This is a genomic window from Collinsella sp. TM04-29, from assembly GCF_003466565.1.
Classification (GTDB): domain Bacteria; phylum Actinomycetota; class Coriobacteriia; order Coriobacteriales; family Coriobacteriaceae; genus Collinsella.
Genome location: NZ_QSPW01000001.1, coordinates 7,314 through 32,518 on the forward strand (window position 1 = coordinate 7,314; position 25,205 = coordinate 32,518).

At 59.2% G+C, this 25,205-nt stretch carries 16 protein-coding genes and 1 tRNA gene; 9 read left to right on the plus strand and 8 right to left on the minus strand.

Annotated elements, in window-relative coordinates; translation table 11 throughout:
- The first annotated feature begins 545 nt into the window (after window positions 1-545).
- Window positions 546-2,435, plus strand: coding sequence for a carbon starvation protein A (locus tag DXD39_RS00035; protein WP_117802763.1), 1,890 nt, complete (start codon window positions 546-548; stop codon window positions 2,433-2,435).
- A 183-nt stretch (window positions 2,436-2,618) separates the two neighbouring features.
- On the plus strand, window positions 2,619-4,811 hold the full coding sequence (locus tag DXD39_RS00040) for a hypothetical protein (RefSeq protein WP_158565361.1): 2,193 nt from the start codon (window positions 2,619-2,621) through the stop codon (window positions 4,809-4,811).
- 366 nt (window positions 4,812-5,177) lie between these two features.
- Here the strand turns inward: DXD39_RS00040 and DXD39_RS00045 are convergent.
- From DXD39_RS00045 to DXD39_RS00060, 4 genes are all read right to left on the minus strand, one after another.
- Window positions 5,178-5,252 (minus strand) — tRNA-Gln (locus DXD39_RS00045).
- 38 nt (window positions 5,253-5,290) lie between these two features.
- A complete protein-coding gene (locus DXD39_RS00050) occupies window positions 5,291-6,196 on the minus strand; it encodes a peptidoglycan-binding protein (protein WP_199572190.1) in 906 nt (301 codons plus the stop codon).
- A 139-nt stretch (window positions 6,197-6,335) separates the two neighbouring features.
- Window positions 6,336-7,349 carry a polyprenyl synthetase family protein gene (locus DXD39_RS00055; RefSeq protein WP_089573618.1) on the minus strand — a complete coding sequence of 338 codons (1,014 nt, stop codon included), beginning with the start codon at window positions 7,347-7,349 and terminating at the stop codon, window positions 6,336-6,338.
- A 127-nt stretch (window positions 7,350-7,476) separates the two neighbouring features.
- Window positions 7,477-9,879, minus strand: coding sequence for a PTS transporter subunit EIIC (locus tag DXD39_RS00060; RefSeq protein WP_158565363.1), 2,403 nt, complete (start codon window positions 9,877-9,879; stop codon window positions 7,477-7,479).
- Window positions 9,880-10,154: 275 nt separating this feature from the next.
- Between DXD39_RS00060 and DXD39_RS00065 the strand changes: the two genes are divergently transcribed.
- The 5 genes from DXD39_RS00065 (at window position 10,155) to DXD39_RS00085 (ending at window position 15,546) form a co-directional block, all read left to right on the plus strand.
- Window positions 10,155-10,874: a GntR family transcriptional regulator gene (locus tag DXD39_RS00065; RefSeq protein ID WP_117802766.1), complete on the plus strand. Its 720-nt coding sequence runs from the start codon at window positions 10,155-10,157 to the stop codon at window positions 10,872-10,874.
- Between the two features lie 306 nt (window positions 10,875-11,180).
- Window positions 11,181-12,497 carry an ABC transporter substrate-binding protein gene (locus tag DXD39_RS00070; RefSeq protein WP_055252173.1) on the plus strand — a complete coding sequence of 439 codons (1,317 nt, stop codon included), beginning with the start codon at window positions 11,181-11,183 and terminating at the stop codon, window positions 12,495-12,497.
- Window positions 12,498-12,584: 87 nt separating this feature from the next.
- Entirely contained in the window at window positions 12,585-13,439 is an 855-nt protein-coding gene (locus tag DXD39_RS00075; RefSeq protein ID WP_055252174.1) for a carbohydrate ABC transporter permease, read from the plus strand.
- On the plus strand, window positions 13,439-14,278 hold the full coding sequence (locus DXD39_RS00080; protein WP_089573621.1) for a carbohydrate ABC transporter permease: 840 nt from the start codon (window positions 13,439-13,441) through the stop codon (window positions 14,276-14,278). Before DXD39_RS00075 ends, DXD39_RS00080 begins: the two co-directional genes overlap by 1 nt.
- A 68-nt stretch (window positions 14,279-14,346) precedes the next feature.
- Entirely contained in the window at window positions 14,347-15,546 is a 1,200-nt protein-coding gene (locus tag DXD39_RS00085; RefSeq protein ID WP_055252176.1) for an ABC transporter ATP-binding protein, read from the plus strand.
- 533 nt (window positions 15,547-16,079) lie between these two features.
- Here the strand turns inward: DXD39_RS00085 and glgP are convergent.
- From glgP to galE, 3 genes are all read right to left on the minus strand, one after another.
- Complete coding sequence (gene glgP / locus DXD39_RS00090; protein ID WP_117802767.1) at window positions 16,080-18,347, minus strand: glycogen/starch/alpha-glucan family phosphorylase; 2,268 nt, start codon at window positions 18,345-18,347, stop codon at window positions 16,080-16,082.
- 128 nt (window positions 18,348-18,475) lie between these two features.
- Complete coding sequence (malQ, locus tag DXD39_RS00095; RefSeq protein ID WP_233541060.1) at window positions 18,476-19,993, minus strand: 4-alpha-glucanotransferase; 1,518 nt, start codon at window positions 19,991-19,993, stop codon at window positions 18,476-18,478.
- A gap of 208 nt (window positions 19,994-20,201) precedes the next feature.
- Window positions 20,202-21,263 carry a UDP-glucose 4-epimerase GalE gene (gene galE / locus DXD39_RS00100; protein WP_117564856.1) on the minus strand — a complete coding sequence of 354 codons (1,062 nt, stop codon included), beginning with the start codon at window positions 21,261-21,263 and terminating at the stop codon, window positions 20,202-20,204.
- A 266-nt stretch (window positions 21,264-21,529) separates the two neighbouring features.
- On the opposite strand from galE, the gene DXD39_RS00105 reads away from it, so the two are divergent.
- Window positions 21,530-22,735 carry a hypothetical protein gene (locus DXD39_RS00105; protein ID WP_117564857.1) on the plus strand — a complete coding sequence of 402 codons (1,206 nt, stop codon included), beginning with the start codon at window positions 21,530-21,532 and terminating at the stop codon, window positions 22,733-22,735.
- Window positions 22,736-22,957: 222 nt separating this feature from the next.
- On the opposite strand, the gene murB is transcribed toward DXD39_RS00105, so the two are convergent.
- Window positions 22,958-23,920, minus strand: a complete 963-nt coding sequence (gene murB, locus DXD39_RS00110) for a UDP-N-acetylmuramate dehydrogenase (RefSeq protein ID WP_117802768.1) — start codon at window positions 23,918-23,920, stop codon at window positions 22,958-22,960.
- Between the two features lie 183 nt (window positions 23,921-24,103).
- Here murB and DXD39_RS00115 point away from each other — a divergent pair, with 183 nt between their 5' ends.
- On the plus strand, window positions 24,104-25,132 hold the full coding sequence (locus tag DXD39_RS00115; RefSeq protein WP_089573627.1) for a LacI family DNA-binding transcriptional regulator: 1,029 nt from the start codon (window positions 24,104-24,106) through the stop codon (window positions 25,130-25,132).
- The last annotated feature ends 73 nt before the right edge of the window (window positions 25,133-25,205 follow it).

The window sequence follows — 25,205 nt, forward strand, 5'->3', positions numbered from 1 at the left end:
ACCTCGGACTTTACCCAACAAAAGTTTTTGCATGAGAGATGCCCCTCGGGAGCGGGCGGGCGTATACAAGGTTTATCGCGAGTTCCGCACGAGCCGGAGAGCACTTAATGTGCTCTCCGTGCGAGCAGGACTGTAGAGCAGGAAACCTTGTATACGCCCGCCCGCTCCCGAGGGGCATCTCTCATGCAAAAACTTTTGTTGGGTAAAGTCCGAGGTCAATGGCGTTTTATACCGAGAAATTCAAAAATAGTTGAAAATTCATTACAAATTTGCGTTGACTTTAGGTAACTAAAGTTTCATACTCCTTTTTCAACCACTGGGGGATGTGAACACGCACGGATCGTTCGCATCATGATTGAAGAGGATTTTTTAGACATGTTCACGCATCAGCTAAACATTATCAGCGTAGTAATTATCTGATGCGGGTTAGCACATACAGCTAGCCCGTACGATAACGGGCGGCTGATGAAGATGAGGGCCGTCGAGCGCAACCGACGGCCCTCATTTTTTATGTCTGAGAAGTTCTTTTTAGAGGAGGAAATGTAATGAACGGAGTTTTGCTCATGGTTGTGGCCGCGGCGGTGCTCGCCTGCGGCTATCTGGGCTATGGCCGATGGCTGGCCAACAAGTGGGGCGTTGACAAAGAGGCCCTCACGCCGGCCAAGCGCATGAAGGACGGCAAGAGCTTCTCGCCCGTCTCCGCCTTTACCGCGTTCTCGCACCAGTTCAGCTCGATCTGCGGTGCTGGCCCTGTCACGGGTACGATCGTCGCCATGGCCTTTGGCTGGCTGCCCGTCGTGCTCTGGGTCCTCGTCGGCGGCATCTTCTTTGGCGCCGTCCACGACTTTGGTGCTCTGTACGCTTCGATGAAGAACAACGGCAAGTCGCTCGCTCAGCTCATCGAGAAGTACATCGGCAAGACCGGCCGTCGCCTGTTCCTGCTGTTCTGCTGGCTGTTCTGCATCATCGTCATCGCCGCCTTCACCGACATGGTCTGCAAGACGTTCATGTTCACCCCGGCCGTTGACGCTTCTGGTGCTGCTACCGGTGCCATCGACTTCACCAAGTCCTATGCCGCCGGCTGCGCTGGTACCATCTCCATCCTGTTCACCTTCGTCGCTATCGCCTTTGGTTGGGCCCAGAAGAAGTTCAACCTCACCGGTGCTACCGAGTTCGTCACCGGCGTGGTCCTCATGGTTCTCATGTTTGCCGTCGGTATGCAGTTCCCGGTCTACCTGGATAAGTTCCAGTGGTTCGCCGTCGTCATGGTCTACCTGGTCTTCGCTGGCGCTATGCCCATCCAGATGCTCAAGACCCCGCGTGACTACCTCACTTCCATCATGATGATCGTTATGATCGTTTGCGCTGTCCTCGGTATCGTCGTCCTGGGTGTTAACGGCCAGGCCACCATCACCGCTCCGGCCTTTACCGGCTTCTCCAGCGCTTCTGGCATGATGTTCCCGGTCCTGTTTGTTTCCGTTGCCTGCGGTGCCCTCTCCGGCTTCCACAGCCTCGTTTCTTCTGGTACCTCCTCCAAGCAGGTCGAGAAGGAGCAGGACGCCGTCAAGGTCGGTTATGGCGCCATGATCGTCGAGTCCTTCGTCGGCATCCTTGCCATCATCGTCGCCGGCATCATGTTCTCCGATATGAACACCGCCGGCACCGGTGCCCTCAACGCCGGCGTCGCTTCCACCCCGTTCCAGATCTTCGCCGCTGGCATCTCCCGCGGTATGCAGGCCTTCGGTGTTGACGGCACGCTCGCTACCGTCTTCATGACCATGAACGTCTCCGCTCTGGCCCTGACCTCGCTCGATGCCGTCGCCCGCATCGCCCGCACCTCGTTCTCCGAGTTCTTTGCCCAGACCAACGACGCCCTGGCCATCGAGTCCAAGGCCGGCTACATGAAGGTTCTCGGCAACCCCTGGTTCGCCACGGTCGTCACCCTGCTTCCCGGTCTCGCCCTCGCCTTTGGCGGCTATGCCAACATCTGGCCGCTCTTTGGTGCTTCCAACCAGCTGCTCGGCGGCATGACCATGATCACCCTCGCCGTGTTCTGCAAGTGCACCGGCCGCAAGGGCTGGATGCTCTACGTGCCCGTCGCCTTCCTGCTCTGCTGCACCTTCACCTCGCTGGTCCAGAGCGCCATGGGCTGCATGACCGCTGTCCAGGCTTACGGCTTCTTCGGCACCATCCCGGCTACCGCCACCACGGCCGCCGTCTCCGTCGCCGCCACCAAGGGCCTGCAGCTCGTTTTCGCCGTCCTGCTGATGGTCCTGGGCCTCATCGTTGCCGTCAACTGTCTCAAGGAGTTCTTCGGCAAGGAGGCCGGCTCCATGCCCGACGAGGAGCCCGAGTGGTCCGAGATGGGCAAGGCCGAGTACGGTCGCGCCGCTGCCGCTGAAGCTCCTGCCGACGCCGAGGCCGCCAAGGCCTAGTCGGTCGGACGGGTTGAATCTCCCATCTATTTGACTCGGAAAGACCGGGTCCGCAATCAAGCGGACCCGGTCTTTTTTCTTGTGAGAACAGGTGGTGCAAGGGCGTTCTCGCAGATGTTTTGCGTGGATAGGCTCGTGCGTTGTACCATATGGACGTATATGTGTGCATATGAAAGGGGCCCCGTGGCCAAGACGGTATATTCCGATAATCAAAACAATGTCGATGCTCTGGCTGAGCGTCTGAGCAGCCAGACATCGCTTTCTGCCGAGCGCGCCAAGCTGGTTGCCTACGACCTGCTCTGCCGCAAGGCGCTCAAGATTAAGTCGAGCGCGCTGGCGCAGATTTTCCGCTCCGTCGATAAGGAATGCGACACCAAGGCGATGCGCGATGAGCTTATCGCGGCAAATATCGTGACCAAGATCGAGGGCAGCGGCATTAACGGGCGCCCGGCGTTCTATACCATCAATGTCGAGATCCGCGATGCCCAGGAGCAGCCTGCCGAGTCCGTCGAAGATTTTGTCGTCGAGGATTCCGCTGACGTGCCTGCTGTGGAAGAAGCTGCTCCGCGTGAGCATGTCGATACCGATGAGTTGCTCGATGAGAACGTCGTGCGTGCCTTTACGGCCAAGGCAGGACGCGGCGGTTTTGGCGGGGGTGGCAAGCGCGATGCGCAGCGCCGCGCCCAGCAGGAGCGCTTCCGTCGTGCCGTTGCTCAAAAGGGTGAGACGGATGCCGAGGCTGTTGAGAACGAGGTTGCTGCCGAGTCGCAGAGGCCCGCGAAGGAGCAAAAGCCCGTGGAGGCCCAGGAGCCCCAGCGTCGCCGTGGTGCCCACTTTAAGGCTGCGCAGCAGGATGTCGCGCATGAGGTTGAAGAGCCTTCCGAGGCTGCAGACGATGTTGAGGAGTCTGCCAAGAAGGCTCCGGGTTCATGCCGTCCCGGGCGTGGTTTTGCGAGGCGCGCGTATCCCGTAAGGCGTCAGGAGAAGGGCGAGCCGGCTTCGACCGCTCAGGCCGAGAAGGCCGAACAAACCGAGAAAACCGTTGAGCCGGCGGCTCGCGAGCAGCAACCTTCCGAGTCGCAGCCTGCGGCTGACACTGAGGTCAAAGCTCAACAGACCGCTGATAAGCAGGCTGGGGAGAGCGCCTCAGGCAAGCCCCGCCGTCGTCGTCACCGCGGCGGTCGTGGCTCAAATGCCGAGGCCGCGGCCGAGAAGACAGCGACACAAAACGGAGATGAGAAGGCCGAGACTCCGGTGGATCAGGTCAAGCGCCAGCCGGCGAAGGAGGCCAAGTCCGATCGTCCGCAAAAGCGCTCGTCTGCGCCCAAGCAGGAACGTAATACCCGGGCAGATTCCAAGCGTAAGCCTCATGCACAGGCTGAGCCTGCCGCGGCTGATAGTGCTACCCAGCAGCCCGAGTCGGCCGTCCACGGCGAGGTATCGGCGTTTGCCCTTGCCCGCGTTTTGGGCAGGCAGCTGCTCAAAGTTGTCCCTACGCCTACGGCGCTCTCTAAGATCAAGGAGCAGCAGACTCAAATTGTTAAGGTCGAGGGCAAGGACGGCAAAAAGGCGCCGCAGCGCACTCAGCACAACGAGATGTCCAACCGCAAGATTGCCGAGGAAATCGCAATCATCCAGGCTTGGATCGAGCAAAACCGAGGTGCCGATACGCCGGTTGCCTCGCGCCGCCAGCGTGCCTACCAGATTTTTAACGATGAGAAGGCCTTTGACGGCAAGCACGGCGAGCGCCTAATTCGGCGTATGACCGAAAAGGGCATCAGCATGCAGGCGATTAAGGTCGCCCCCAACCGCCCCGTTCACTTTACGGGTTTCTTTACGCTGGGCGCCGATAAGCCGTTCATTATGGTCGAGAACCTGGACACCTACGACGAGATCGTCAGGCTGCTGCGTGGCCGCAAGCACGCCAAGCTCTTTGGCATCAAGGTGGGCGGCGTGATTTTTGGCGGCGGATGCAAGGCGAGCGTCTCGCATGCCCTGGACGATTATCTGGCTGAGATCGGCTATCGCTTTAACTACGTCTACTACGTGGGCGATATCGACCGCGAGGGCGCGCGCATCGTCGAGCAGGCTCGCAATGCCAATGTGGTTGAGATTCGCCTGCATGCCGGCATGTACCGCGCCATGCTCGCCGAGCATAAGCGTCGCGTGAAGGCCGGCGGCGAGTGCGAGCCCGCGGCTGCCAACCAGGGCGTGCCGCAGAACCTGGCCGCTACGATCAAGGACCTGCCCATGGTCACGCGCGTGCAGTTCCGCAACGTGCTGCGTGAGGGCGGACGAATTCCGCAGGAGATTCTGATGACCGCCGACTATCGGGATGGCGACTCGGGAAGCTTCGACCGCATGCTCAACAATTAGGGACGTGTGGCCCCGGCGGGCCGGGCATTAAGTTTGCTGCTCTACAGTCCTGCGCAAGACGAAGGCCACATTAAGTGGCCTTCTTTGCGTGCGGAACTCGCGACAAACTTAATGCCCGGCCGGCCGGGGCCACACGGCACTTTGTAGATGGCGGCTCGCTTTTCGGAACTGGGCTGATGTGGGACGGTGGGATTCCGCGTCCGCCTTTTCGGCGGCCGCGCCCCGCTGTGTCGCTTCGCTCCTTGCGTGCTGCGCTAGAAAACGCTTCGCGTTTCCTCAGCTCCGCACCCTTGCGGGTTCGAATCTCTCCGCTTGCCCACAAGAAAGCGCCCTGGGCCGTTATGGGCTCAGGGCGCTCAGTTTTAATGGCTGGGACGGAGGGATTCGAACCCCCAACAGCCGGCACCAAAAACCGGAGTTCTACCGTTGAACTACGTCCCAATGTGTGGTGTTGCCCAAAAGCAACTCGTCTAGTTTACCTAATCTGCGAGGGCATCGCAAACGCCGTCGAGTAGGCGTACGGCGAGCGTCTGCGCGTCGCTGGCCGTGAAGGTGCCGTTGTAGCGCGTCATGCCCGTGAGCTCAATGCGAATGCGAGCCGGCTTCTGCTGCGCGGCGACATTGGCGGTGCGGATGCGCTGGGCCAGGTTGTGGCACTCGGCGAGGGCAATCGTGGCGCGTGGCGCGGCGTCGGCGGGCAGCTCGTCGCTTGCGATCTCGAGCACCAGGTCAACGTCGGTTGGGACCTCGGAGTCGCAGAGCATCATGCCGCTGTTGTCGGTCGTTGCCGTGGCGATGTTCCACATGCGCGAAGCAACGCTGCGTGCGATGGGGTCCTCACCGATAACGGCGATCTGGAAGCGCTCGAGCACGTTGGCGGCGCGAGCAAAACCGATGCGGGACTCGGCTTCGGTGACCGAGGGCTTGCCCTCCCACACATGGTGCAGGCGGTTGATGTAGGCGTAGGTGTCCTGGAAGGCCATGCCGTCGGCAAACAGGCCGACATTTTCCTGGAACTGCTGCAGGGCGGCCTCGGTATGCGGACCAAAGTAGCCGTCGTCCTCGCCGCAGGCAAAGCCCAAAACGTTGAGAGCGCGCTGCAGGGCCTGCACATCGGCGCCATGGAAATTGGGCATGCGCAGATACAGAGTGCGGTCGCCCAGCTTATACGAGGCGTCGACCAGGGCGCTCCAACAGGAGATATCGACGGCATGACCGGCAGCAAGGCCGCTGTCGAGCCTGAAGGTGCTGACGGCCTGCTCGGTGGTGGTGCCAAAGCGCTTGTCGACAACCTCGGCGCCATCGATTGTATAGCCGAGCTGCAGAAGGCGGGACTGGACGTCCTCGACGGCTGCTCCCTGCATGCCCGTGGTAATAGGTTCCATGAACGAACCCCTTTCGGCGTACCATTCGTACTATTTTGAGCGTGTGTCGGATAGACAACGCGAGACAATTTATAAACATGCACTCAATAGTGTAGCAACTTGTACCCAAACTCGCTGCCCACAGGTTTTATGACCCCCGCTAGTTAAGGCGCTCCACAAAGAAATCTGCCATTGAGAGGAAGAGCTCGCGCGCATGCGGGTCGAGCTCGACGCCTTCGATAGCGGCCTTGGCCTTGGCGGTCAGGTCGAGCGCATAGGTGTGGGCGTAATCGATGGAGCCGGTCTCCTGGAAGATCTCCACGGCGCGTGCGAGCTGCGCAGGGTCCTCGGTGCCCGAGGAAAGGATTGCCTCGATCTCGTCGTGATAGCGCTCGTCTGACAGGGCATGCACGGCAACGAGGGTGCGCTTGCCCTCGGTGATATCGGTGCGGAAGTCCTTGTTGGCGGCCTCCTTGGTGCCGATCAAGTTGAGCAGGTCGTCTTGAATCTGGAAGGCAAGGCCCGTGTGCAGCCCAAAGGCGCGCAGTGCCTCAATCTGCTCTTCGCTGCCGCCGCCGATAATGGCTCCGGCGGCAAGCGGCGTCGCTCCGCTGTAGTACGCGGTCTTGTGCGTCGCCATGTCCAGATAATCGTCGACCGAAATGTCAAAGCGCCCGTCGCGGACCCAGCCCAGGTCGAGCGCCTGGCCCTCGATGGTACGGACGATCATCTCGGTAAGCTCGTGGAGCACGCGAAGCTTCACGTCTGCGTTGAGTGTGGGGTCGTCGAGAACCGTCTTGGTGACCATGGTGAGCGCCAGGTCACCGCAGTTGATGGCAAGACCGGTGCCCTCGGTAAGGTGCATGCAGGGCTTGCCGCGACGAATCTGCCCGTTGTCGGCGATGTCGTCGTGGATGAGTGCGCCCGACTGAAAGTGCTCGATGGCCGCCGCTGCGCTGCGGGCGCTCTCAAAGCTGCCGCCTACCGCAGTGGCGGCGAGCATGCAGATGAGCGGGCGGTGGCGCTTGCCAGCGTTTGCCGTAAATGCCGAGAGCGGGGTATACAGGTAGCGCTCGATATCGGCGGAAGTCGCCTGTCCGTCAAAGAACGTGGCCAGATAGTCGTTAATCTGGTCAAAGTGCTGGGCTAAAAAGCTGGTAAACGGACTGGACACGGGTTCTCGCATTCTTTGATAGGTTGCATCGTTGCATTATGCAGACAACATATTGCCACATTAGGGCGTCGAGCGCGGCGGTTGAAGACGATTGGTCCATGCGGCCGCAAGTGCGGTAGGGGCTTGGCTAGATAAGCCCAAAGTGTTCGAGCGCGGTGACGACGCCGTCGTGGTCGATGCTGTCGGTGACATAGTCGGCCTTTTCCTTGAGGAAGTCCGGTGCGTTGCCCATGGCGATGCCAACGTCGACGGCGTTCATCAGCGAGACGTCATTGCTGGCGTCGCCGATGCCGTATACGGTTCCGTGGTGGGGATCGAGGGCGTCGAGTACGGACTGGATACCCTCGCGCTTGGTGCATTCGCGAGGCGAAATCTCGGTCACTTCGAGCTCGAGCTCGTTAAAGCAGAGCAGCGGCTCAAACGCTTGATCCTGAGCGATGCGGTTGGCAAGCGACGTGGACATTAAGATCTTGTAGGCGCTGTAATGTTGCAGCTGCGTAATTGCATCGCCCACGGTGCGGGCGTATCCTGGGGCGTCGGGCGCATCGGCACTCATGCGAACGACGCCATTGAGTCCCTCAAAACGAATCACTTCGTCCGATTGCTCAAGAATGGGAGCAAGGCGCTGCAGCATGCCGGGCGTCATCGCCAAATCGCGAATCACGTGTCCCTCAAGTTCGACATAGCCACCCGCGAGGCAGACGATGCCGGTCCAGGGCAGCTCGAGCAGCTTTGGATGGATGCAGCTCAGCGTGCGCCCTGTGCAGATAAACGCCATATTGCCCTTGGCGACAAAATCACGGATGGCTTGCGAGACCGCTTCATTGGGATAGGGGGAGAGGTCTCGCTCGCTCTCGGGAAGTTCTTGTGCCACTCGAGGGTCTTGCCAGGCGAGTGTTCCGTCGATATCGAAGAAGCAGATATCGCCGCGCTTATGGGCTGCGCTGGCGGCAGGGGAGGCCGAGGTGGTGGGCACAAATCCCGGCTCGAGGCCCATGATCTGGTCAAAATGCTCTTTAACGCGGGGAACGGAGATGCCAATAATCACCTGGGCGGTCTTGCCCGTAATGATGAGGCCCTTGGCGCCCACCGCGACAAACGACGCATTATCTGCAACGATGGAAGGGTCTGCGACCTCGACGCGCAGGCGCGTGGCGCAGTTGGTTGCGCCCACGATATTGCCAACGCCACCTAAAAGCTGAATTACCCGCTCGGCGAGGACGTGATCTTGATCGGATTGAATACTGACCTCGCCATTGGGAGATTGCTCTTTGGCAAAGCCGCTTCCCGTTAAACGATCGATTGCCGCGCGATTGGAGACATGATCCTCGCGGCCCGGCGTCTTAAGGTCATAGACCAAGATGAGTGCTCGAAAACTAACAAAAAAGATGAGGCTAAAGGCAAGACCGATACCGAGCGCCAAAAGGTAGGAGCCGGCATGCATTCGCATGAGTGGGATGAAGTTGAAGGCCGTCATTTCCATGAGACCGCCCGAGAAGATGCCGACGATGCCAAAGAAGTTCATGGTCATGGCAAGGCAGGAGGACAGGACGGCGTAGAGCAAAAAGAGTCCGGGATAGGTGAACATAAAGAGAAACTCGAGCGGCTCGGTGACGCCGCAGACCACCGAGGCGACGATGGCGGGCAAAAGGATGACCTTAAGGCCGGCGCGGCGTTCGGGTTTGGCGGTGAAATAGAATGCTGCCGCGATGGCGGGAAGGCCAAAGAGCTTGCCCCAGCCGGTGGCGGTAAAACCTGCCCAGGGCGCAAGTTCATTTAAAGGGCGCGTGCTATGGGAGAGAATGGGGAGCAGGTTGGTCCACGTGGCGTAAATACCGTCGTGAATGACCAGATTGTCGTAATAGATGGGCATATAGAGCAGATGGTGCAGCCCCATGGGCTCGAGCGCTCGCTCCAAAAACACAAAGATGCCCACGCCGAAGGGGCCGACGCCCGCAAGTGCGTGGCGCAGCGTTTCGGTCACAGCGTATGCGAAGGGCACGATGGCGGCCGAGATGGCGGCAAGGGCAAACACGGCAAAAAAGCTGATGAGGTAGACCAGCGAGGAACCCGAGAAGGTGCCGAGCCAATCGGGAACCTTGGCATCGTAGAAGCGGTCATGGATGGCGACGACGGTTGCCGATACCGCCAGCGGGCCGATAATGCCGGTATCGAGCGTCTTGATGCCGTCGATGACGGTGATACCGCTGGCGGGGGTCAAAGACGACGGGTACTTAAGCCCAAGGTTGTCTCCGCTCAGCTTAATGATCTCGCTCAAAAAGAAGCAATAGGCAAAATAGGCCACGAGTGCCTCGAGGCAGCAGCGTGCCGGTTGCTTTTGGGCAAGACCGATAGGCAGCGCTACGGCAAAAAGGAGCGGGAGACGTTTAAAGACCGTCCACGAGCCGCGCTGGATGATGGTCCAGAAAACGTACCAAGGGGTTCCGTATACGGCGAGGTCGCCGACGATGTCTACGGTCGTGGCGAGGGCGGAGATACCGACCATGAGGCCTGATATAGAAAACAGCATGGCGGGCGCGAACGTTGCCCCGCCAAAGCGTTGGATTTTTTGCAGCATATTCTGCCTCTCGACCATAAGCCCGCCGTGTCTGCGGTGGAACGTTTAAACAATGAGTTAATTGTAGGGGAGTGAGCGTTCGCCGCATTGTTGGTTTTGATTCGAATCGATTGGAGCATCACGGGCGCCGTTGACAGTTAATAATCGGTGCTTTGCCGATAGACGGTTTAAACAACCCAAAGAAATGCTATCGTGCCTAGCCATACATATTCATTAGAGGTGAAATCATGCCAAAAGCGATTTACGAAGGAATCTACCGCGAGATCCGTTCGCGCATCATCAACGGGACCTATGCGTTTCAGGAGATGCTGCCAACCGAAGCCGAGCTGACCGCGGAGTTTGGCTGCACGCGTAATACCGTTCGACGCGCCTTGAGCATGCTGGCCGACCAGATGTTTGTGCAGCCTATACACGGTAAGGGCGTGCGCGTTATTTGGCTTAAGGGCGAAACCGACATGCTGGGCGCACTCGAAGAGGTTGAGTCGTTTGGCGAGTTCGCAAAACGCAACAATGCCGTCGCATCGACCGAGGTCAAGTCTTTTGAACATTTGATTTGCACTGAGCAACTCTCTCGTCGCCTGGGCTTTAAGGTGGGCGAGGAGCTGATTCGCGTAGTGCGTGTCCGAAGCCTCAACGGCAGCGCGCGCCAAGTGGACCATGGCCACTTTTTGGCGTCGATCGCCAAGGGCCTGACCCCCGAGATCGCGGCGGATTCTATCTACGGCTATCTGGAGCACAAGCGCGGCGTCAAAGTGATGGCGAGCCGCCGTACGGTGAGTGTCGAGCTCGCCAACGATGAAGACTGCAGCTATCTGGACCTCGGCAAGTACAACTGCGTCGCCGTTATGGAGAGCCAGTCGTACACCTCGGACGGCATCTTGTTCGAGGTCACGCATGCCCGCACACACCCCGAGATCTTCCATTACCGCGTCAATTCCAAGCGATAGCCGGCTAGCTCGCAGCCTGACGAGACTCATGCCCTCAAAGCGAAAACGCCCGGTCAAACCGACGATGCATCGGCTTGATCGGGCGTTTTCTCTGCATTCGATAACAAATAATTGTTTATACAAAACTTGTCAAGTATCAAGTTGAAATTACCGTTCACCGAAGTTTTTCTACCGCTCTAGTAATACTTGTTCAAACAACTAGCCAAATAGCGTATTGTACAAGTCAGCAAAAGGGGCAAAGTCCCCGAGCCAATCTCCGAAGGCGGCGGCAAAGGGTGCCGCCACGGTGTGAAAGGGTGGATTGTAATGAAGAACGAAATGAGCAGAAGGCAGTTCCTGGGCTTTGCTGGTTCCGCGGCTGCGGTTCTTGGTCTGGGCCTCGTGGGCTGCGGTGGTTCTGCCGGCTCTGGCTCCTCTGCTTCTGGTGACGCTGCCGAGGTCTACTTCCTCCAGTTCAAGCCCGAGGTCGACAAGGAGTGGAAGGAGATCGCCAAGGCGTACAAGAAGGAGAAGGGCGTCGAGGTCAAGATCGTGACCGCCGCCTCCAACACCTACGAGGAGAAGCTCAAGTCCGAGATGTCCAAGAGCTCCGCTCCGACGCTGTTCCAGGTCAACGGCCCCACCGGCCTTAAGAACTGGAAGGACTACTGCGCCGATCTTTCCGACACCAAGCTCCGCGGCGAGCTCATCGACGACTCCCTGGCGCTGCAGTCCGACGGCAAGGATCTGGGTATCGACTGGGTTCAGGAGAGCTACGGCATCATTTACAACAAGGAGCTCCTCGAGAAGGCCGGCTACAAGGCGGAGGACATCAACTCCTTCGACAAGCTGAAGGCTTGCGCCGATGACATCCAGGCCCGCAAGGACGAGCTCGGCGTTGACGGTGCCTTCACTTCCGCCGGTATGGATGACTCCTCCAGCTGGCGCTACACCACGCACCTCGCCAACCTCCCGCTCTACTACGAGTTCGAGAAGGAGCACAATCAGGAGGACGACGAGATCAAGGGCGAGTATCTCGACAACTTTAAGCAGATCTTCGACCTGTACATCACCGACTCCACCTGCGATCCTTCGCAGCTCGCCTCCAAGACCGGTGACGACGCCACCAACGAGTTCGCAACCGGCAAGGCCGTCTTCTATCAGAACGGCTCTTGGGCCTACGCCGACCTCACCAAGGCCGGTATGACCGACGACCAGCTCGGCATGCTGCCGATCTACATCGGCGTCGACGGCGAGGAGAACCAGGGCCTGTGCTCCGGCGGCGAGAACTACTGGTGCGTCAGCTCCCAGGCTTCCGAGGATGCCCAGAAGGCCACCGAGGACTTCATGTATTGGTGCGTCACTTCTGACACCGCCACCAGCATCATCGCTGACAAGATGGGTCTGACCGCCCCGTTCAAGAGCGCTAAGGAGACCACCAACGTCTTCTCTCAGCAGGCCGTTGCTATGGCCAAGGACGGCAAGAAGACCGTCGCTTGGGACTTCGTTTACATCCCCTCCGAGGAGTGGAAGAAGAACCTCAAGCAGGCTCTCATCGCTTATGCTGCCGACAACACCAAGTGGGACGGCGTCAAGAACGCCTTCGTCGATGGCTGGAAGACCGAGAAGGCTGCTTCCGAGTAAGCAGTTGCTGCCCAAGCTATCTGATTAGCGACAGGGGGCGGGCAGACGTAGGTTTGCCCGCCCCCTGCATATTGAAAGGACCCTTCTATGGGCAAAGCACTCAAGCGCTGGTGGCCGCTCTTTATGCTGCCCACGTGCCTGGCGTTTATGATCGGGTTCGTGATTCCCTTTATCCAGGGTTTCTATCTCTCGTTCTGCCAGTTTATTACCATCAATAACGCGCACTTTGTCGGTATCGAGAACTACGTGCGCGCGCTGTCCGATCCGCAGTTCTCCACGTCGTTCTTCTTTACCGTGGCGTTTGCCTTCCTGTCGACGGTGCTCATCAACGTGATCGCGCTGGCCATTGCGCAGGCGCTCACTCGCAAGGCGCTCAAGGGCACCAACATCTTCCGTACGATTTTCTTTATGCCTAACCTGATTGGCGGCATTGTACTGGGTTACATTTGGCAGATTCTGATCAACTGCCTGCTCTCCAACGTGGGTGCCCAGCTTATCGCCCTCAACTCCGCCGCTGGCTTCTGGGGCCTTATCATCCTGACCCTGTGGCAACAGGTCGGCTACATGATGATCATCTACATCGCCGGTCTGCAGTCCATTCCGTCCGACTACATCGAGGCCGCCAAGGTCGATGGCGCTACGGCATGGCAGACGTTTTGGAAGGTTAAGATCCCCAACCTGATGCCGACCATCACCATCTGCCTGTTCCTGTCCATCACCAACGGCTTTAAGCTGTTCGACCAGAACCTCGCCCTTACCGGTGGCGCCCCGGCGCACTCCACCGAGATGCTCGCCCTGAACATCTACAACACGTTCTATTCGCGTGCTGGCATCGCATGGCAGGGCATCGGTCAGGCCAAGGCAGTTATCTTCTGCATCCTGGTTGTCGCTATTTCTATGATCCAGCTTAAGGCCACGAGGTCCAAGGAGGTGCAGCAGTAATGAAACGCGATAAGGCTATTAACCGCGCGCTCTCGATCTTCTTTACGATCCTGTCGCTCGCATGGATCTACCCCGTGTTCATGATTGCGCTCAATTCCTTTAAGAAGGGGACCGCAATCAGCACCACCACGGCGTTCGATCTGCTCACGCCCGAGACGTTCAACGGCCTCGCAAACTACGTGCACGCTCTGAACGAGCAGGGCTTTGCCTCGGCGTTTATGTATTCGCTCATCATCACGGTCACGTCGGTCGTGCTGATTCTGGTGTGCTGCTCCATGTGCGCCTGGTACGTGGTGCGCGTCAATAACAAGATCTCGAACTTCTTCTATTACCTGTTCGTGTTCTCGATGGTCGTGCCGTTCCAGATGCTGATGTTCACGCTGTCCAATTTGGCGGACCGCATCGGCTTTAACACGCCGTTCAACATCTGCTTTATCTATCTGGGCTTTGGCGCGGGTCTGGCGGTCTTTATGTTCGCCGGCTTTGTAAAGAACATCCCGCTCGAGATTGAGGAGGCGGCCATGATCGACGGCTGCAACCCGGTCCAGGTGTTCTTTAAGATTGTCCTTCCCATCATGAAGCCCACCTATCTTTCGGTTGGCATCCTCGAGACCATGTGGGTCTGGAACGACTACCTGCTGCCCTACCTCACCCTTGACTCCACCAAGTACAAGACCATTCCTATCTTGATCCAGTACTTCCGTGGCGGCTATGGCCACGTCGAGCTCGGCCCCATGATGGCCTGCATCATGATGGTCGTTGTCCCCATCGTCATCATGTACATCTTCTGCCAGAAGTACATCATCGACGGCGTGGTGGCAGGTGCCGTCAAGGGCTGATGCCGTAACTGTTTTGCAAGTTTCTGCGGCGCCCCTCAGCGTGGCGCCGCATATCGAAAGGTAAAGACATGGCCGAGATCGTTCTCAAACATGTTCAGAAGGTGTATCCCAACAACGAGTCCAAAAAGAAGGGCTTCTTTGGCAAAAAGAAGAAGACCGAGGAGAAGAAGCACAACCTCAAGGTTACCGAGGACGGTGTGCTCGCTGTAGAGGACTTCAACCTCACCGTTCACGACCAGGAGTTCATCGTCCTCGTTGGCCCCTCTGGCTGCGGTAAGTCCACGACGATGCGTATGGTCGCCGGCCTGGAGGACATTACCTCCGGTGACGTGCTCATCGACGGCAAGCGCGTCAACGACGTGGCGCCCAAGGACCGCGACATCGCCATGGTGTTCCAGAGCTATGCTCTGTACCCCAATATGACGGTGTACGAGAACATGGCGTTTACGCTTGAGCTCAAGAAGGTTCCCAAGGACGAGATCGACCGCAAGGTTCGCTCCGCCGCCGAGATCTTGGGTATTACCGAGTACCTCGACCGTAAGCCCAAGGCGCTTTCGGGCGGCCAGCGCCAGCGCGTCGCCATCGGCCGCGCTATCGTTCGTGACCCCAAGGTCTTCCTGATGGACGAGCCGCTGTCCAACCTGGACGCCAAGCTTCGTAACCAGATGCGTGCCGAGCTCATTAAGCTGCGCCACGAGATCAAGGGTACGTTCATCTACGTCACCCACGACCAGACCGAGGCCATGACCCTCGGCGATCGCATCGTGGTCATGAAGGACGGCGTCGTCCAGCAGATCGCCACCCCGCAGGAGGTCTTCAACCATCCCGCGAACATCTTCGTCGCCGGCTTTATCGGCGTGCCGCAGATGAACTTCTTCGATGCCCAGCTGGTGCGCTCGGGCAACGGCTTCACCGTCAAGACCGAGGATATGAACGTGGCGCTCGCCCCCGAGACCTGCGCTCAGCTTGCTCTCAACTGGGACGGCGGCGACGTGAAGGAGATCACGGCCGGCGTGCGCCCCGAGCAGATCCTGCTTGCCGACAAGGACGAGGAGGGTGCGCTCCAGGGCACCGTCGAGGTGACTGAGCTCATGGGTTCGACCGAGCACGTCCACGTGACTGCTCCCGATGGCCAGTTCGTCCTGATCATTCCCGTTGTCGACCTTGAGGCCAAGGGTGCGCTCAAGGCGGGCGACCCCATCTGGTTCAAGTTCGAGAAGAACGCGACCCATCTCTTCGATAAGGTGTCTGGCAAGAACCTTATCTAGGCCCGGTGCATCCAGGCCCTCCCTTTGGGCGACTGCGGCTTTGCCATCCTTTTGCCGTGGTCACATATAAGGCTCCCCTCCCGTCCACTGGGCGAGAGGGGAGCCTTTCTTTGTGTTGGGGTTGTCCATCTGTCAGTTTGTCTTGATCTGTAACAGGAGGAGGGCCAAATTGGGCCTAGGTGTTACAAGTTGAGATGTTGTTGAGCTGCCCGTCCTTCCATCTCAATCCGTAACACGAGAGGCTGATTTCGACAGTTACCTGTTACAGATTGAGATTGTTTTAGCGGCCTTGCCCGTCTGTCTCGTTCTGTAACAGGTAGACCCGATTCCAGCGGTTATCTGTTACAGATTGAGACAGTTCATCGGGACAATTCTGTTTGTCTTGATCTGTAACAGATAGACCCAATTTTGCCGGTTAGGTGTTACAGATCGAGATTGTTTGGTCGAGGTGGGCCACGGGCAACACGCAGGCACAAAAAACGGAGCCGTGTTGCCACGACTCCGCTTTCAAGAGGATGGGTAAGGGGAATGGGTTAGTCCAGGTGCCAAATCTCGTCGTTGTACTGGGAGATCGTACGGTCGGACGAGAAGGTGCCGGCGTTGGCGATGTTGATCAGCGCCTTGCGCATCCAGACATCCTGGTCCTCGTAGTCGGCCAGCACGCGCTCCTTGGTCTGGATGTATTCCTCAATGTCGAGCAGGGCCATAAACCAGTCCTTGCCCTTAATGTCGTCGTGCAGACGCTGCAGGCGCTCCGCGTTGCCGGTCGCCATAAAGGCGGGGTTGGTGATGAAGTCCACTAGCAGCTTGATGCCGGGCTTGCGGTAGAGCGCGCCGGCGTCATAGGTGCCGTCGGCGTAGAGCTGCTCGACCTGCTTGGACGAGGCGCCAAAGGTATAGATGTTCTCGTCGCCCACGAGCTCGGCAATCTCGACGTTGGCGCCGTCGAGCGTGCACAGGGTCAAGGCGCCGTTGAGCATGAACTTCATGTTGGAGGTACCGCTCGCCTCCTTGGAGGCCAGGCTGATCTGCTCGGAGATGTCGGCAGCGGGAATCACGCGCTCGGCGGCGGTGACGTTGTAGTTCTCGATCATGACGACCTGCAGGTAGGGAGCCACGTCGGGGTCGTTGGCGATCCACTGGGAAAGCGTCAGGATCAGGTGAATGATGTCTTGGGCGATGGTGTAGGCAGGTGCCGCCTTGCCGCCAAAGATGATGGTGACGGGGTGCTCGGGCTTGTTGCCGTTCTTGATGTCGAGATACTTCCAGATGATGTAGAGCGCGAGCATCTGCTGGCGCTTGTACTCATGGATACGCTTGACCTGAACGTCGATGATGGCGTTGGAGGGAATGGTCACGCCCTGCTCGAGCGCCATGAACTGGCGCATGATGGTCTTGGCCTCGACCTTGGTAGCGGCCAGGCGCTCAAGAACATCCTTGTCGTCGGCGAACTTGGCGAGCTTGCTCAGATCGCCGGTGCTGCGCCAGTCGGTGCCGATTACATCGTCGAGCAGGCTGGCGAGCGCGGGGTTGGCCCCATGGATCCAGCGGCGGAAGGTGATGCCGTTGGTCTTGTTGGAGAACTTCTCGGGATAGATCTCGTAGAACGGATGAAGCTCGGTGTCCTCCAGGATCTTGGTGTGGAGGGCGGCTACACCGTTGATGGAGAAGCCAAAGTGGATGTCCATGTGGGCCATGTGGACGGTGTCGTGCTCGTCAATGATGGCGACGCGCGGGTCATCGTGCTCGGCCTTCGCGATCTCATCGAGCTTGACGATGATGCCGGCGATGGCGGGGGAGACCTTCTGCAGGCTGGCGAGCGGCCACTTCTCGAGCGCCTCGGCAAGAATCGTGTGGTTAGTGTAGGCGACCATGGAGCGTACGATGGTCACGGCCTCGTCAAACTCGATGTCGTGCTCGGTGGTGAGCAGGCGGATGAGCTCGGGGATGACCATGGTGGGGTGTGTGTCGTTGATCTGGACCACGGCGTAGTCGGCCAGGTCGTGCAGGTTGCTGCCGCGCTCGACGGCCTCGTCAATCAGGAGCTGGGCGGCGTTGCTCACCATGAAGTACTCCTGGTAGATGCGAAGCAGGCGGCCCTGCTCGTCGGAATCGTCGGGGTACAGGAACAGGGTGAGGTTCTTGGCGATTTCGGTCTTGTCAAAGTCAATAGAGCTGCCGGGGACCAGGCCGTCGTCGACGCTTGCCAAATCGAACAGGCGCAAGCGGTTTTTGGTGGGCTGGCCGTAGCCGGGCACATCGATGTTGACGAGCTTGGAGGTAACGGCAAAGTCGCCGAACTCGACGGTGTAGGAGCGGTCGTCATCGATCAGGATATCCTGCTCGCCGAGCCACTCGTCGGGGACGGCCTTCTGCTGGTTGTCGACAAAGCGCTGGCGGAACAGGCCGTAATGGTAGTTGAGGCCCACGCCGTCGCCGGTAAGGCCCAGCGTGGCGATGGAATCCAAGAAGCACGCGGCCAGACGGCCCAGGCCGCCGTTGCCGAGCGAAGGCTCGACCTCGAACTCCTCAATCTTATTGAGGTCGTGGCCGGCGGCGACGAGCTGGTCCTTAACCTCGTCATAGATGCCGAGGTCGATCATATTGTTGATGAGCAGCTTGCCGATCAAAAACTCGGCAGAGATGTAGTAGAGCTTTTTCTTGCCGTTGTTGAGCGGACAATCGGCAGAGCGCTCCTGCACGAGCTTGACCAGCAGCTTATAAATACGACGGTCATCGAGCTGCTCGAGCGAGGTTCCAAAGGACTGCTCGGCAAGAGCCGCAAGATTGATACGGGGCATGTTTCCTCCTGTGGTGAGTTGACGACATGTCAGAAATTCAAAAGAAGCCCGCGCGAGGGATTGGGGCGGCCTCGCGCGGGAAAAGCGGTCGCGTCCGCACGGTGGGGTGGGGTCGGGCGCGGTGGCTCCTATTGGGGAAGCTCAATTTCGGCTTCCGACGGGATGCGGAAGTAGGTTTCGGTCCAGTCGGTGAGCTTGTGCTCGAGCTCGCGGGTGATGGCGCCATCGAGCATGCGCCAGGTCCAGTTGCCGCCCAGCGTGGCGGGAGTGTTGATGCGCGCCTCGTTGCCCAGGTTGAGCAGGTCTTGCATGGTGTAGATGCAGGTATCGCTCACGCTGGCGGCGATGGTGCGGTTGAGTGCATCGGCCATGGGCTCGCCGGCCTGCTGGTGGGTGTACAGGGCCGCCTGCTCGCGCTGACGCGGGGTGGCCGTTCCCTCAAACCAACCGCGCGCCGTCTCGTTGTCGTGGGTGCCCACATAGGCGACGGTGTTGGCAATGTAGTTGTGTGGCAGATAGTACGAGTTGGTGCCCTCAAAGGCGAACTGCAAGATCTTCATGCCGGGGAAGCCCGAGTTGTCGCGCATGTCGATGACGCCGGGGGTGAGGAAGCCCAGGTCTTCGGCGATGATGGGTAGCGTGCCGAGCTTTTCCTCGAGCGTCTTGAAGAACTTGAGGCCGGGGCCCTGCGTCCACGAGCCGTAGGACGAATCGGGTGAGGAGAACGGCACCTCCCAATAGGCCTCGAAGCCGCGGAAGTGATCCAGGCGGATGACATCGTACATGTCGAGGGCGGCGCGGATGCGGCCCTCCCACCAGGAGAAACCGTCCGACTCCATGGCGTCCCAGTCGTAGATGGGATTGCCCCAGTACTGGCCGGTGGCAGAGAACTGGTCGGGCGGCGTGCCGGCGACACTCACAGGATTACCGGCGGCGTCGATCTTAAAGAGCTCGGGCGTGGCCCACATCTCGACGGAGTCGCGTGAGACATAGATTGGCAGATCGCCGATGATCAGGATGTCGCGCTCGTTGGCATAGGCCTTGAGGCGGCTCCACTGACGATCGAAGAAGTATTGCGTCATCTGGTGGTAGAGCATGCGCGCGGGATGGGCGGCGCAGACCTTGGCAGAGGCCTCACCGCGGGTACGAAGCTCTGCGGGCCACTCCCAAAATGCCTTGAGGCCGCACTCCTCCTTGACGGTCATGAACTCGCAGTAGGGGATGAGCCAGTCCTCGTTGGCCTGGATAAAGTCATCAAAATCGGCCGGCTTGTCGGCAGCAAAGCGCTCAGCGGCGCGGTCGAGAATCTGACGGCGGCCGCCAAAGATAGCGCCGTAGTCGACATTGCTGGGGTCGGATCCCAGATACACGCCATCGATATCGCGCTGCTCCAGATACCCTGCCTCGATAAGCTCGGCAAAGTCGATAAAGTTGGGGTTGCCTGCGCGGGCCGAGAACGACTGATAGGGCGAATCGCCATAGCTGGTCGTCGTAAGGGGCAGAATCTGCCAGTAATGTTGTTTGCACGAGGCGAGAAAATCGACGAAGTCGTAGGCATTCCAGCCAAAGCCGCCGATTCCGTATGGTCCGGGCAGAGATGAGACGGGCATGAGGACGCCGCTTGCACGCTCCATGAATGCGCTCACCAACCTTCTTGTTGTGGGGTCGGCCTGCCGATGGGTGTGCAGTCCGCCTCCGATGTTCTGATTCGATACGCCTATTGTAAAACATGTTGTTTAAACATGTACAGGCAAGATAAAAAAGTTGGAAGTATTTTGGTGAATGGTTACGCGTCATGAAAAAGCCCCGGTCTCACATCGTGAGATCGGGGCAAGAACGGTATGTAGGTTTTTGCTACTCGGCGTCGGCGAAGCCGTTGGGGTTGTGGCTCTGCCAATTCCAGCTGTCGCGGCACATGTCCGCGATATCGTACTGGGCCTTCCAGCCCATCATGCGCTCGGCCTTGGAGGCATCGCACCAGTTGGCGGCGATGTCGCCGGCGCGGCGCTCGCGGATCACATAGGGCAGCTCCTTGCCGCAGGCCTTGGAGAAAGCAGCGACGACCTCGAGTACCGAGGTGCCGGTGCCGGTGCCCAGGTTAAAGATCTCGACGCCGGTCTTGCCGTTCATCCAGTTGAGGGCGGCCACGTGACCAGATGCCAGGTCACACACGTGGATGTAGTCGCGCACGCCGGTGCCGTCGGGGGTGGGGTAATCGTTGCCAAAGACCTGAACAGCCTCGAGCTTACCGACGGCGACCTGGGCGACGTAAGGCACCAGGTTGTTGGGGATACCCTTGGGGTCCTCGCCAATCAGGCCCGACGGATGGGCGCCGATGGGATTGAAGTAACGGAGCAGCACGACGTCCCACTCGGGGTCGGCGGTGTGGACGTCCATGAGGATCTGCTCAATCATCCACTTGGTCCAACCATAGGGGTTGGTCGCGGGCTTCTTGGGGTCCTCTTCGGTGACAGGCGGATTGTCCGGATCGCCGTAGACGGTCGAAGAGCTCGAGAAGATGATGGACTTGCAGCCGTGGTTGCGCATGACATCGATGAGCACCAGGGTGTTCTCGATGTTGTTGTGGTAGTACTCGACGGGCTTGCTTACCGACTCGCCAACGGCCTTAAAGCCGGCAAAGTGGATGACACGGTCGATCTGGTGGGTATCGAAGATCTTGTTCATCGCGTCGCGGTCGAGCACGTTGGCCTCGTAGAAGGTGAGGTTCTTGGCGGCCTCGTCGCCCACGATGGTCTTGACGCGGTCGATGGCAACGGCGCTGGAGTTGGAGAGGTCATCGACGACGACAACCTGGTAGCCGCCCTCGAGCAGCTGAACGACGGTATGCGAGCCGATAAAGCCGGCGCCGCCGGTAACGAGGACGCAGGTGTCTTTGGGGTCGAGTGCTTTGGACATGTAGTCTCCTATCGAATCAGGAACACTTCTTGAGGGGAGTATAGCGCAGGCGGGGACGCCCAAATGGTGCACTGTAGGAAAAGCAGAGGATTATGTTAACGTACTCATATAAGAGCTTGCTCAATTGTTACCTCAAATTTGACAATTGCTTACGAGCCGCCGACCTTGTAGTTTCCTGCCGTTCGTGGAAATCGTTGGGACGCGCCATATGTACGCTAATATGTATGAGTTGAGCGACATATAAATAAGCATGTAACGGAGTACATATGTCACCAAACAGCGATTCCATCCTTTCCCAGGAGCTCTCGCGCCGCACTGCCCTTAAGGCCCTGTTCGGCGCCGCTTCTGCGGCAGTTCTTTTTGGCCTGCCCACTCGCGCCCATGCGGCGGAGGCTTCCAAAGAAACCACCGATAAATTGAATGCCGCCCAGGCCCAACTCGACGAGGTTCAGGCCCAGCTCGACAGCATCGCAAATGAGTATGCGGCGCTGGCCAACAAGAATGCCCAGACCCTCAACGACATCGAGAATGTCCAGGGCAAGATTGACGACACGCAGGCCCAGATCGATGAAAAGAAGGCCGAGCTCAAGAAGAAGCGCAACGACCTTTCCGATCGCGTGGCCGCCAGCTACAAGTCCGGCGGTACGAACATCCTGTCGCTGCTGCTGGCCTCTGGCTCGTTTGAGGAACTCGTCGCCAACGCGCATTACGTTGAGAAGATCAACAAGAGCGACCGCGATGCCATCGAGGATATCCAGACGATTCAGGCTGAGCTCGACGCGCAGAAGACCGAGCTCGAAGCACAAAAGGCCAACCTGGAGAAACTCAAGGACCAGCAGACGGCTCAGATGCAGGATATGCAGGCCAAGCAGCAAGAAGTCCAGACCGTGCTGAACGGTCTTTCCGACGACGTCAAGGAGCTCATGGCTCAGCGCGATTCCGAGATTCTCGCTGCCGCCCAGGCCGAGGAGGCCGCTAGGAAGGCCGCCGCTGCCGCGGCCGCCGCGAACAAGAACAATTCCTACTCGGGTGGTTCGAGCTCGGGCGGTGGATCGTATGCGCCCGGAACTCCGCAGCAGAATGCCGGCTCGGGCAAGCAGCAGGCCGTCGTCAACGCGTGCTACTCCACGCCTTCGCCGGGTCAGAACTGGTGCGCGGCGTGGGTTACCAATGTCTTCCGCAATGCCGGCGTGGGCTATTTTGGCGGCAACGCGTGTGACATGTTCAACGCCTGGTGCTATAGCTCCGACCGCTCGGCGCTGCAGGTGGGCATGATCGTGGCCGATTCCTCGCACAGCGGCACGGGTGCTCCGGGCCTTATCTACGGTCATGTGGGTATCTACGTTGGCGGCGGCATCGTAATGAGCAACGAGGGCGCCATTACGTCTAAGTCGCTTGATTCGTTCATTAGCTTTTATGGTACTGGCTCTGGCGTGCGTTGGGGCTGGCTTGGCGGTATTGCGCTGTCGTAAAGCCGACTGGGCCGCGTGCCCGCCCGCAATATATTTGATTGCCTGCTCGGGCAGTCCTGCGCAAGACGAAGGCCACATTAAGTGGCCTTCTTTGCGTGCGGAACTCGCGATCAATCAAATATATTGCGGGCGGGCACGCGGCCCTCTCGGGTTCGGGGCGCTACGCACCGGATTGGTTGTCTGAATAAAAGAAAGTGAAGGCCCCTTTCGGGGCCTTCTTTTTTAGAGGAATTCGCCGACTCGGTGGACTTCGGGTTCGAGGTCTACGTCGAATTGGTCTTTGACGGTTGTTTGGATGTGGCGGATGAGTTCGTCGACATCGGCGGCGGTGGCGTGGTCGGCGTTGACGATGAAGCCGCAGTGCTTTTCGCTCACCTGCGCGCCGCCGATGGCGTGTCCTCGCAGGCCGGCGTCCATGATGAGCTTGCCGGCAAAGTAGCCCTCGGGGCGCTTGAAGGTGGAGCCGGCACTCGGCATGTCGAGCGGCTGCTTGTCCTTGCGGCGCTGGCGGTAGTCGTCCATGTCGGCCTTGATCATCGCGGCGTTGCCCGGGGCGAGATTGAAAGTGGCCGAAAGCACGACGAAACCGTCGTCGGCAATGCGGCTCTTGCGATAGCCCAGGTTGAGCTCATCGACATCGAACTCAATAATGCTGCCGCTACCGCGGGTGCCGTCGTCGAGCATGCGGGCGGGCTTGTAGACGCGCACGGACTCCAGCACATCGGCCATGCAAGCGCCGTATGCTCCGGCGTTCATGTAGCAGGCACCGCCGACCGATCCGGGAATGCCCGAGATGGGCTCCATGCCGGTAAGGCCGGCCTCGGCTGCCGCGGCTGCGACATCGGAAAGCAAGGCGCCGGCTGCCGCCGTGACGTGCGTGCCGTCGACCGTAATGTCGGAGAGGCCCTCGCCCAGCGCTACGACGACGCCGCGGATGCCCTTGTCGCCGACGAGCAAGTCGGAGCCGTTGCCCACGATGGTGAGTGGTAGATTGCAGCGATAGCAGGTATCGAGCGTGGCGACGAGGCCCTGCTCAGTATCGGGCGTGACAAAGACGTCGGCCGGACCGCCGATCTTAAACGTGGTGTGCTCGCGCATGGGCTCGCTCATCAGCACGTTGTCCTCGCCGGCAACGCCAGCGAGCGCGCACAGCAGGTCCTCGTTAAAAAAATCGTTCTCGTGCATACGAATATCCGCCTTTTGGTGGTCGTTGTCATCAATCGATTGCAATATACCCCACCCGGACGGATTTGGTGCGCTGGCGGCGATAAAACAGCCGTCCACCGGATTGGTAAAGTGTTTATCACCGAGGTAGAGGGGTAGTCGCTATACTTTCAAGAGATTGCGCGTAAACCCGGAAGGAGCGAGATGGCCAACAAAGTCACCCTCAAGCAGATCGCCCAGGAGGTGGGGCTTTCCCCCTCGTCGGTCTCGCTTGTTCTCAATAATCGGCCCTGTCGCATCTCGGAAGAAAACCGCAAGCTCATCAAAGAGGTCGCGGCGCGCAACCACTATGTTCCCAACCAGATTGCGCGCAGCCTGGTCATGCGCGAGTCGCGCACGCTGGGCCTTATCGTCCCTAACATCGAGAGCCGCTTTTTTGCCTCGCTCGCCGGTAGCCTGGAAAAGCGCTGCCGCGAGGACGGCTATGCGCTCTTCATTACCAGCTCGGGCGGAAGCGCCGATGACGATCTGGAGCTGCTGCGCCAGCTGGTGACGCGCGGCGTTGATGGCGTCTTCCTGGTGGTGGGTGACGAGTTCTCCGATGACCGCGCCCTGCGCGAAGAGGTCAGCCACCTGCCCATCCCGGCCGTAATGGTCGACCGTGCCATTGAGGGGCTCGAGTGCGACAAGGTGATGTTCGACCACGAGATGGGCGGCTATATGGCCACCCGCTATCTGATCGAGCAAGGCCACCGCCGTATTGCCTGCCTGGTTAATGCCCGCCGTTCCAATACGGGTCGCAAGCGACTTGCCGGCTATGAGCGCGCGCTGCGCGAGGTTGGCCTGCCGATCGACGCGCGTTTGGAGTTTGAGAGCGAGTACTACATTCCGAGCGCATACGAGGCCTCGGAGGCAGTGCTCGCAACTGACGCCACTGCCGTGTTCGCAAGCTCGGATAACATTGCCCTCGGTTTGCTCAAGCGCTTGCACGAGATGGGGAAGAGCATCCCGGGCGATATCTCGGTGGTGAGCTATGACAACTCGGCGGCCGACGTTCTCTTTGAGCCGGCACTGACCGCGATTGAGCAGGACCCTGGTGTCCTTGCGGAGCATGCTTTTGGCTGCATGTCCAAGCGTCTTGCCGGTAGGGGCGGCAGGCGTGCCGAAGAGGTCGTTCTGGAGCCGGAGCTTATCGTTAAGGACAGCGTGCTCGAGCTTACTAAACACAACTAAACACGTTTACCAATTTGCAGAGACCGAATGTGGAGCACCTGTGACAATCAACGCCGCAGGTGAATGTCGCGTT

What these genes read in the sequence shown, in the direction of transcription:
- DXD39_RS00085 (WP_055252176.1), top strand. Translation starts at nt 14,347, where the DNA reads ATGGCCGAGATCGTTCTCAAACATGTTCAGAAGGTGTATCCCAACAAC.
- DXD39_RS00065 (WP_117802766.1), top strand. Translation starts at nt 10,155, where the DNA reads ATGCCAAAAGCGATTTACGAAGGAATCTACCGCGAGATCCGTTCGCGC.
- DXD39_RS00060 (WP_158565363.1), bottom strand. Translation starts at nt 9,879, where the DNA reads ATGCTGTTTTCTATATCAGGCCTCATGGTCGGTATCTCCGCCCTCGCC.
- murB (WP_117802768.1), bottom strand. Translation starts at nt 23,920, where the DNA reads ATGCACGAGAACGATTTTTTTAACGAGGACCTGCTGTGCGCGCTCGCT.
- galE (WP_117564856.1), bottom strand. Translation starts at nt 21,263, where the DNA reads ATGTCCAAAGCACTCGACCCCAAAGACACCTGCGTCCTCGTTACCGGC.
- DXD39_RS00105 (WP_117564857.1), top strand. Translation starts at nt 21,530, where the DNA reads ATGTCACCAAACAGCGATTCCATCCTTTCCCAGGAGCTCTCGCGCCGC.
- glgP (WP_117802767.1), bottom strand. Translation starts at nt 18,347, where the DNA reads ATGCCCCGTATCAATCTTGCGGCTCTTGCCGAGCAGTCCTTTGGAACC.
- DXD39_RS00080 (WP_089573621.1), top strand. Translation starts at nt 13,439, where the DNA reads ATGAAACGCGATAAGGCTATTAACCGCGCGCTCTCGATCTTCTTTACG.
- DXD39_RS00035 (WP_117802763.1), top strand. Translation starts at nt 546, where the DNA reads ATGAACGGAGTTTTGCTCATGGTTGTGGCCGCGGCGGTGCTCGCCTGC.
- DXD39_RS00070 (WP_055252173.1), top strand. Translation starts at nt 11,181, where the DNA reads ATGAAGAACGAAATGAGCAGAAGGCAGTTCCTGGGCTTTGCTGGTTCC.
- DXD39_RS00050 (WP_199572190.1), bottom strand. Translation starts at nt 6,196, where the DNA reads ATGGAACCTATTACCACGGGCATGCAGGGAGCAGCCGTCGAGGACGTC.
- DXD39_RS00115 (WP_089573627.1), top strand. Translation starts at nt 24,104, where the DNA reads ATGGCCAACAAAGTCACCCTCAAGCAGATCGCCCAGGAGGTGGGGCTT.
- DXD39_RS00075 (WP_055252174.1), top strand. Translation starts at nt 12,585, where the DNA reads ATGGGCAAAGCACTCAAGCGCTGGTGGCCGCTCTTTATGCTGCCCACG.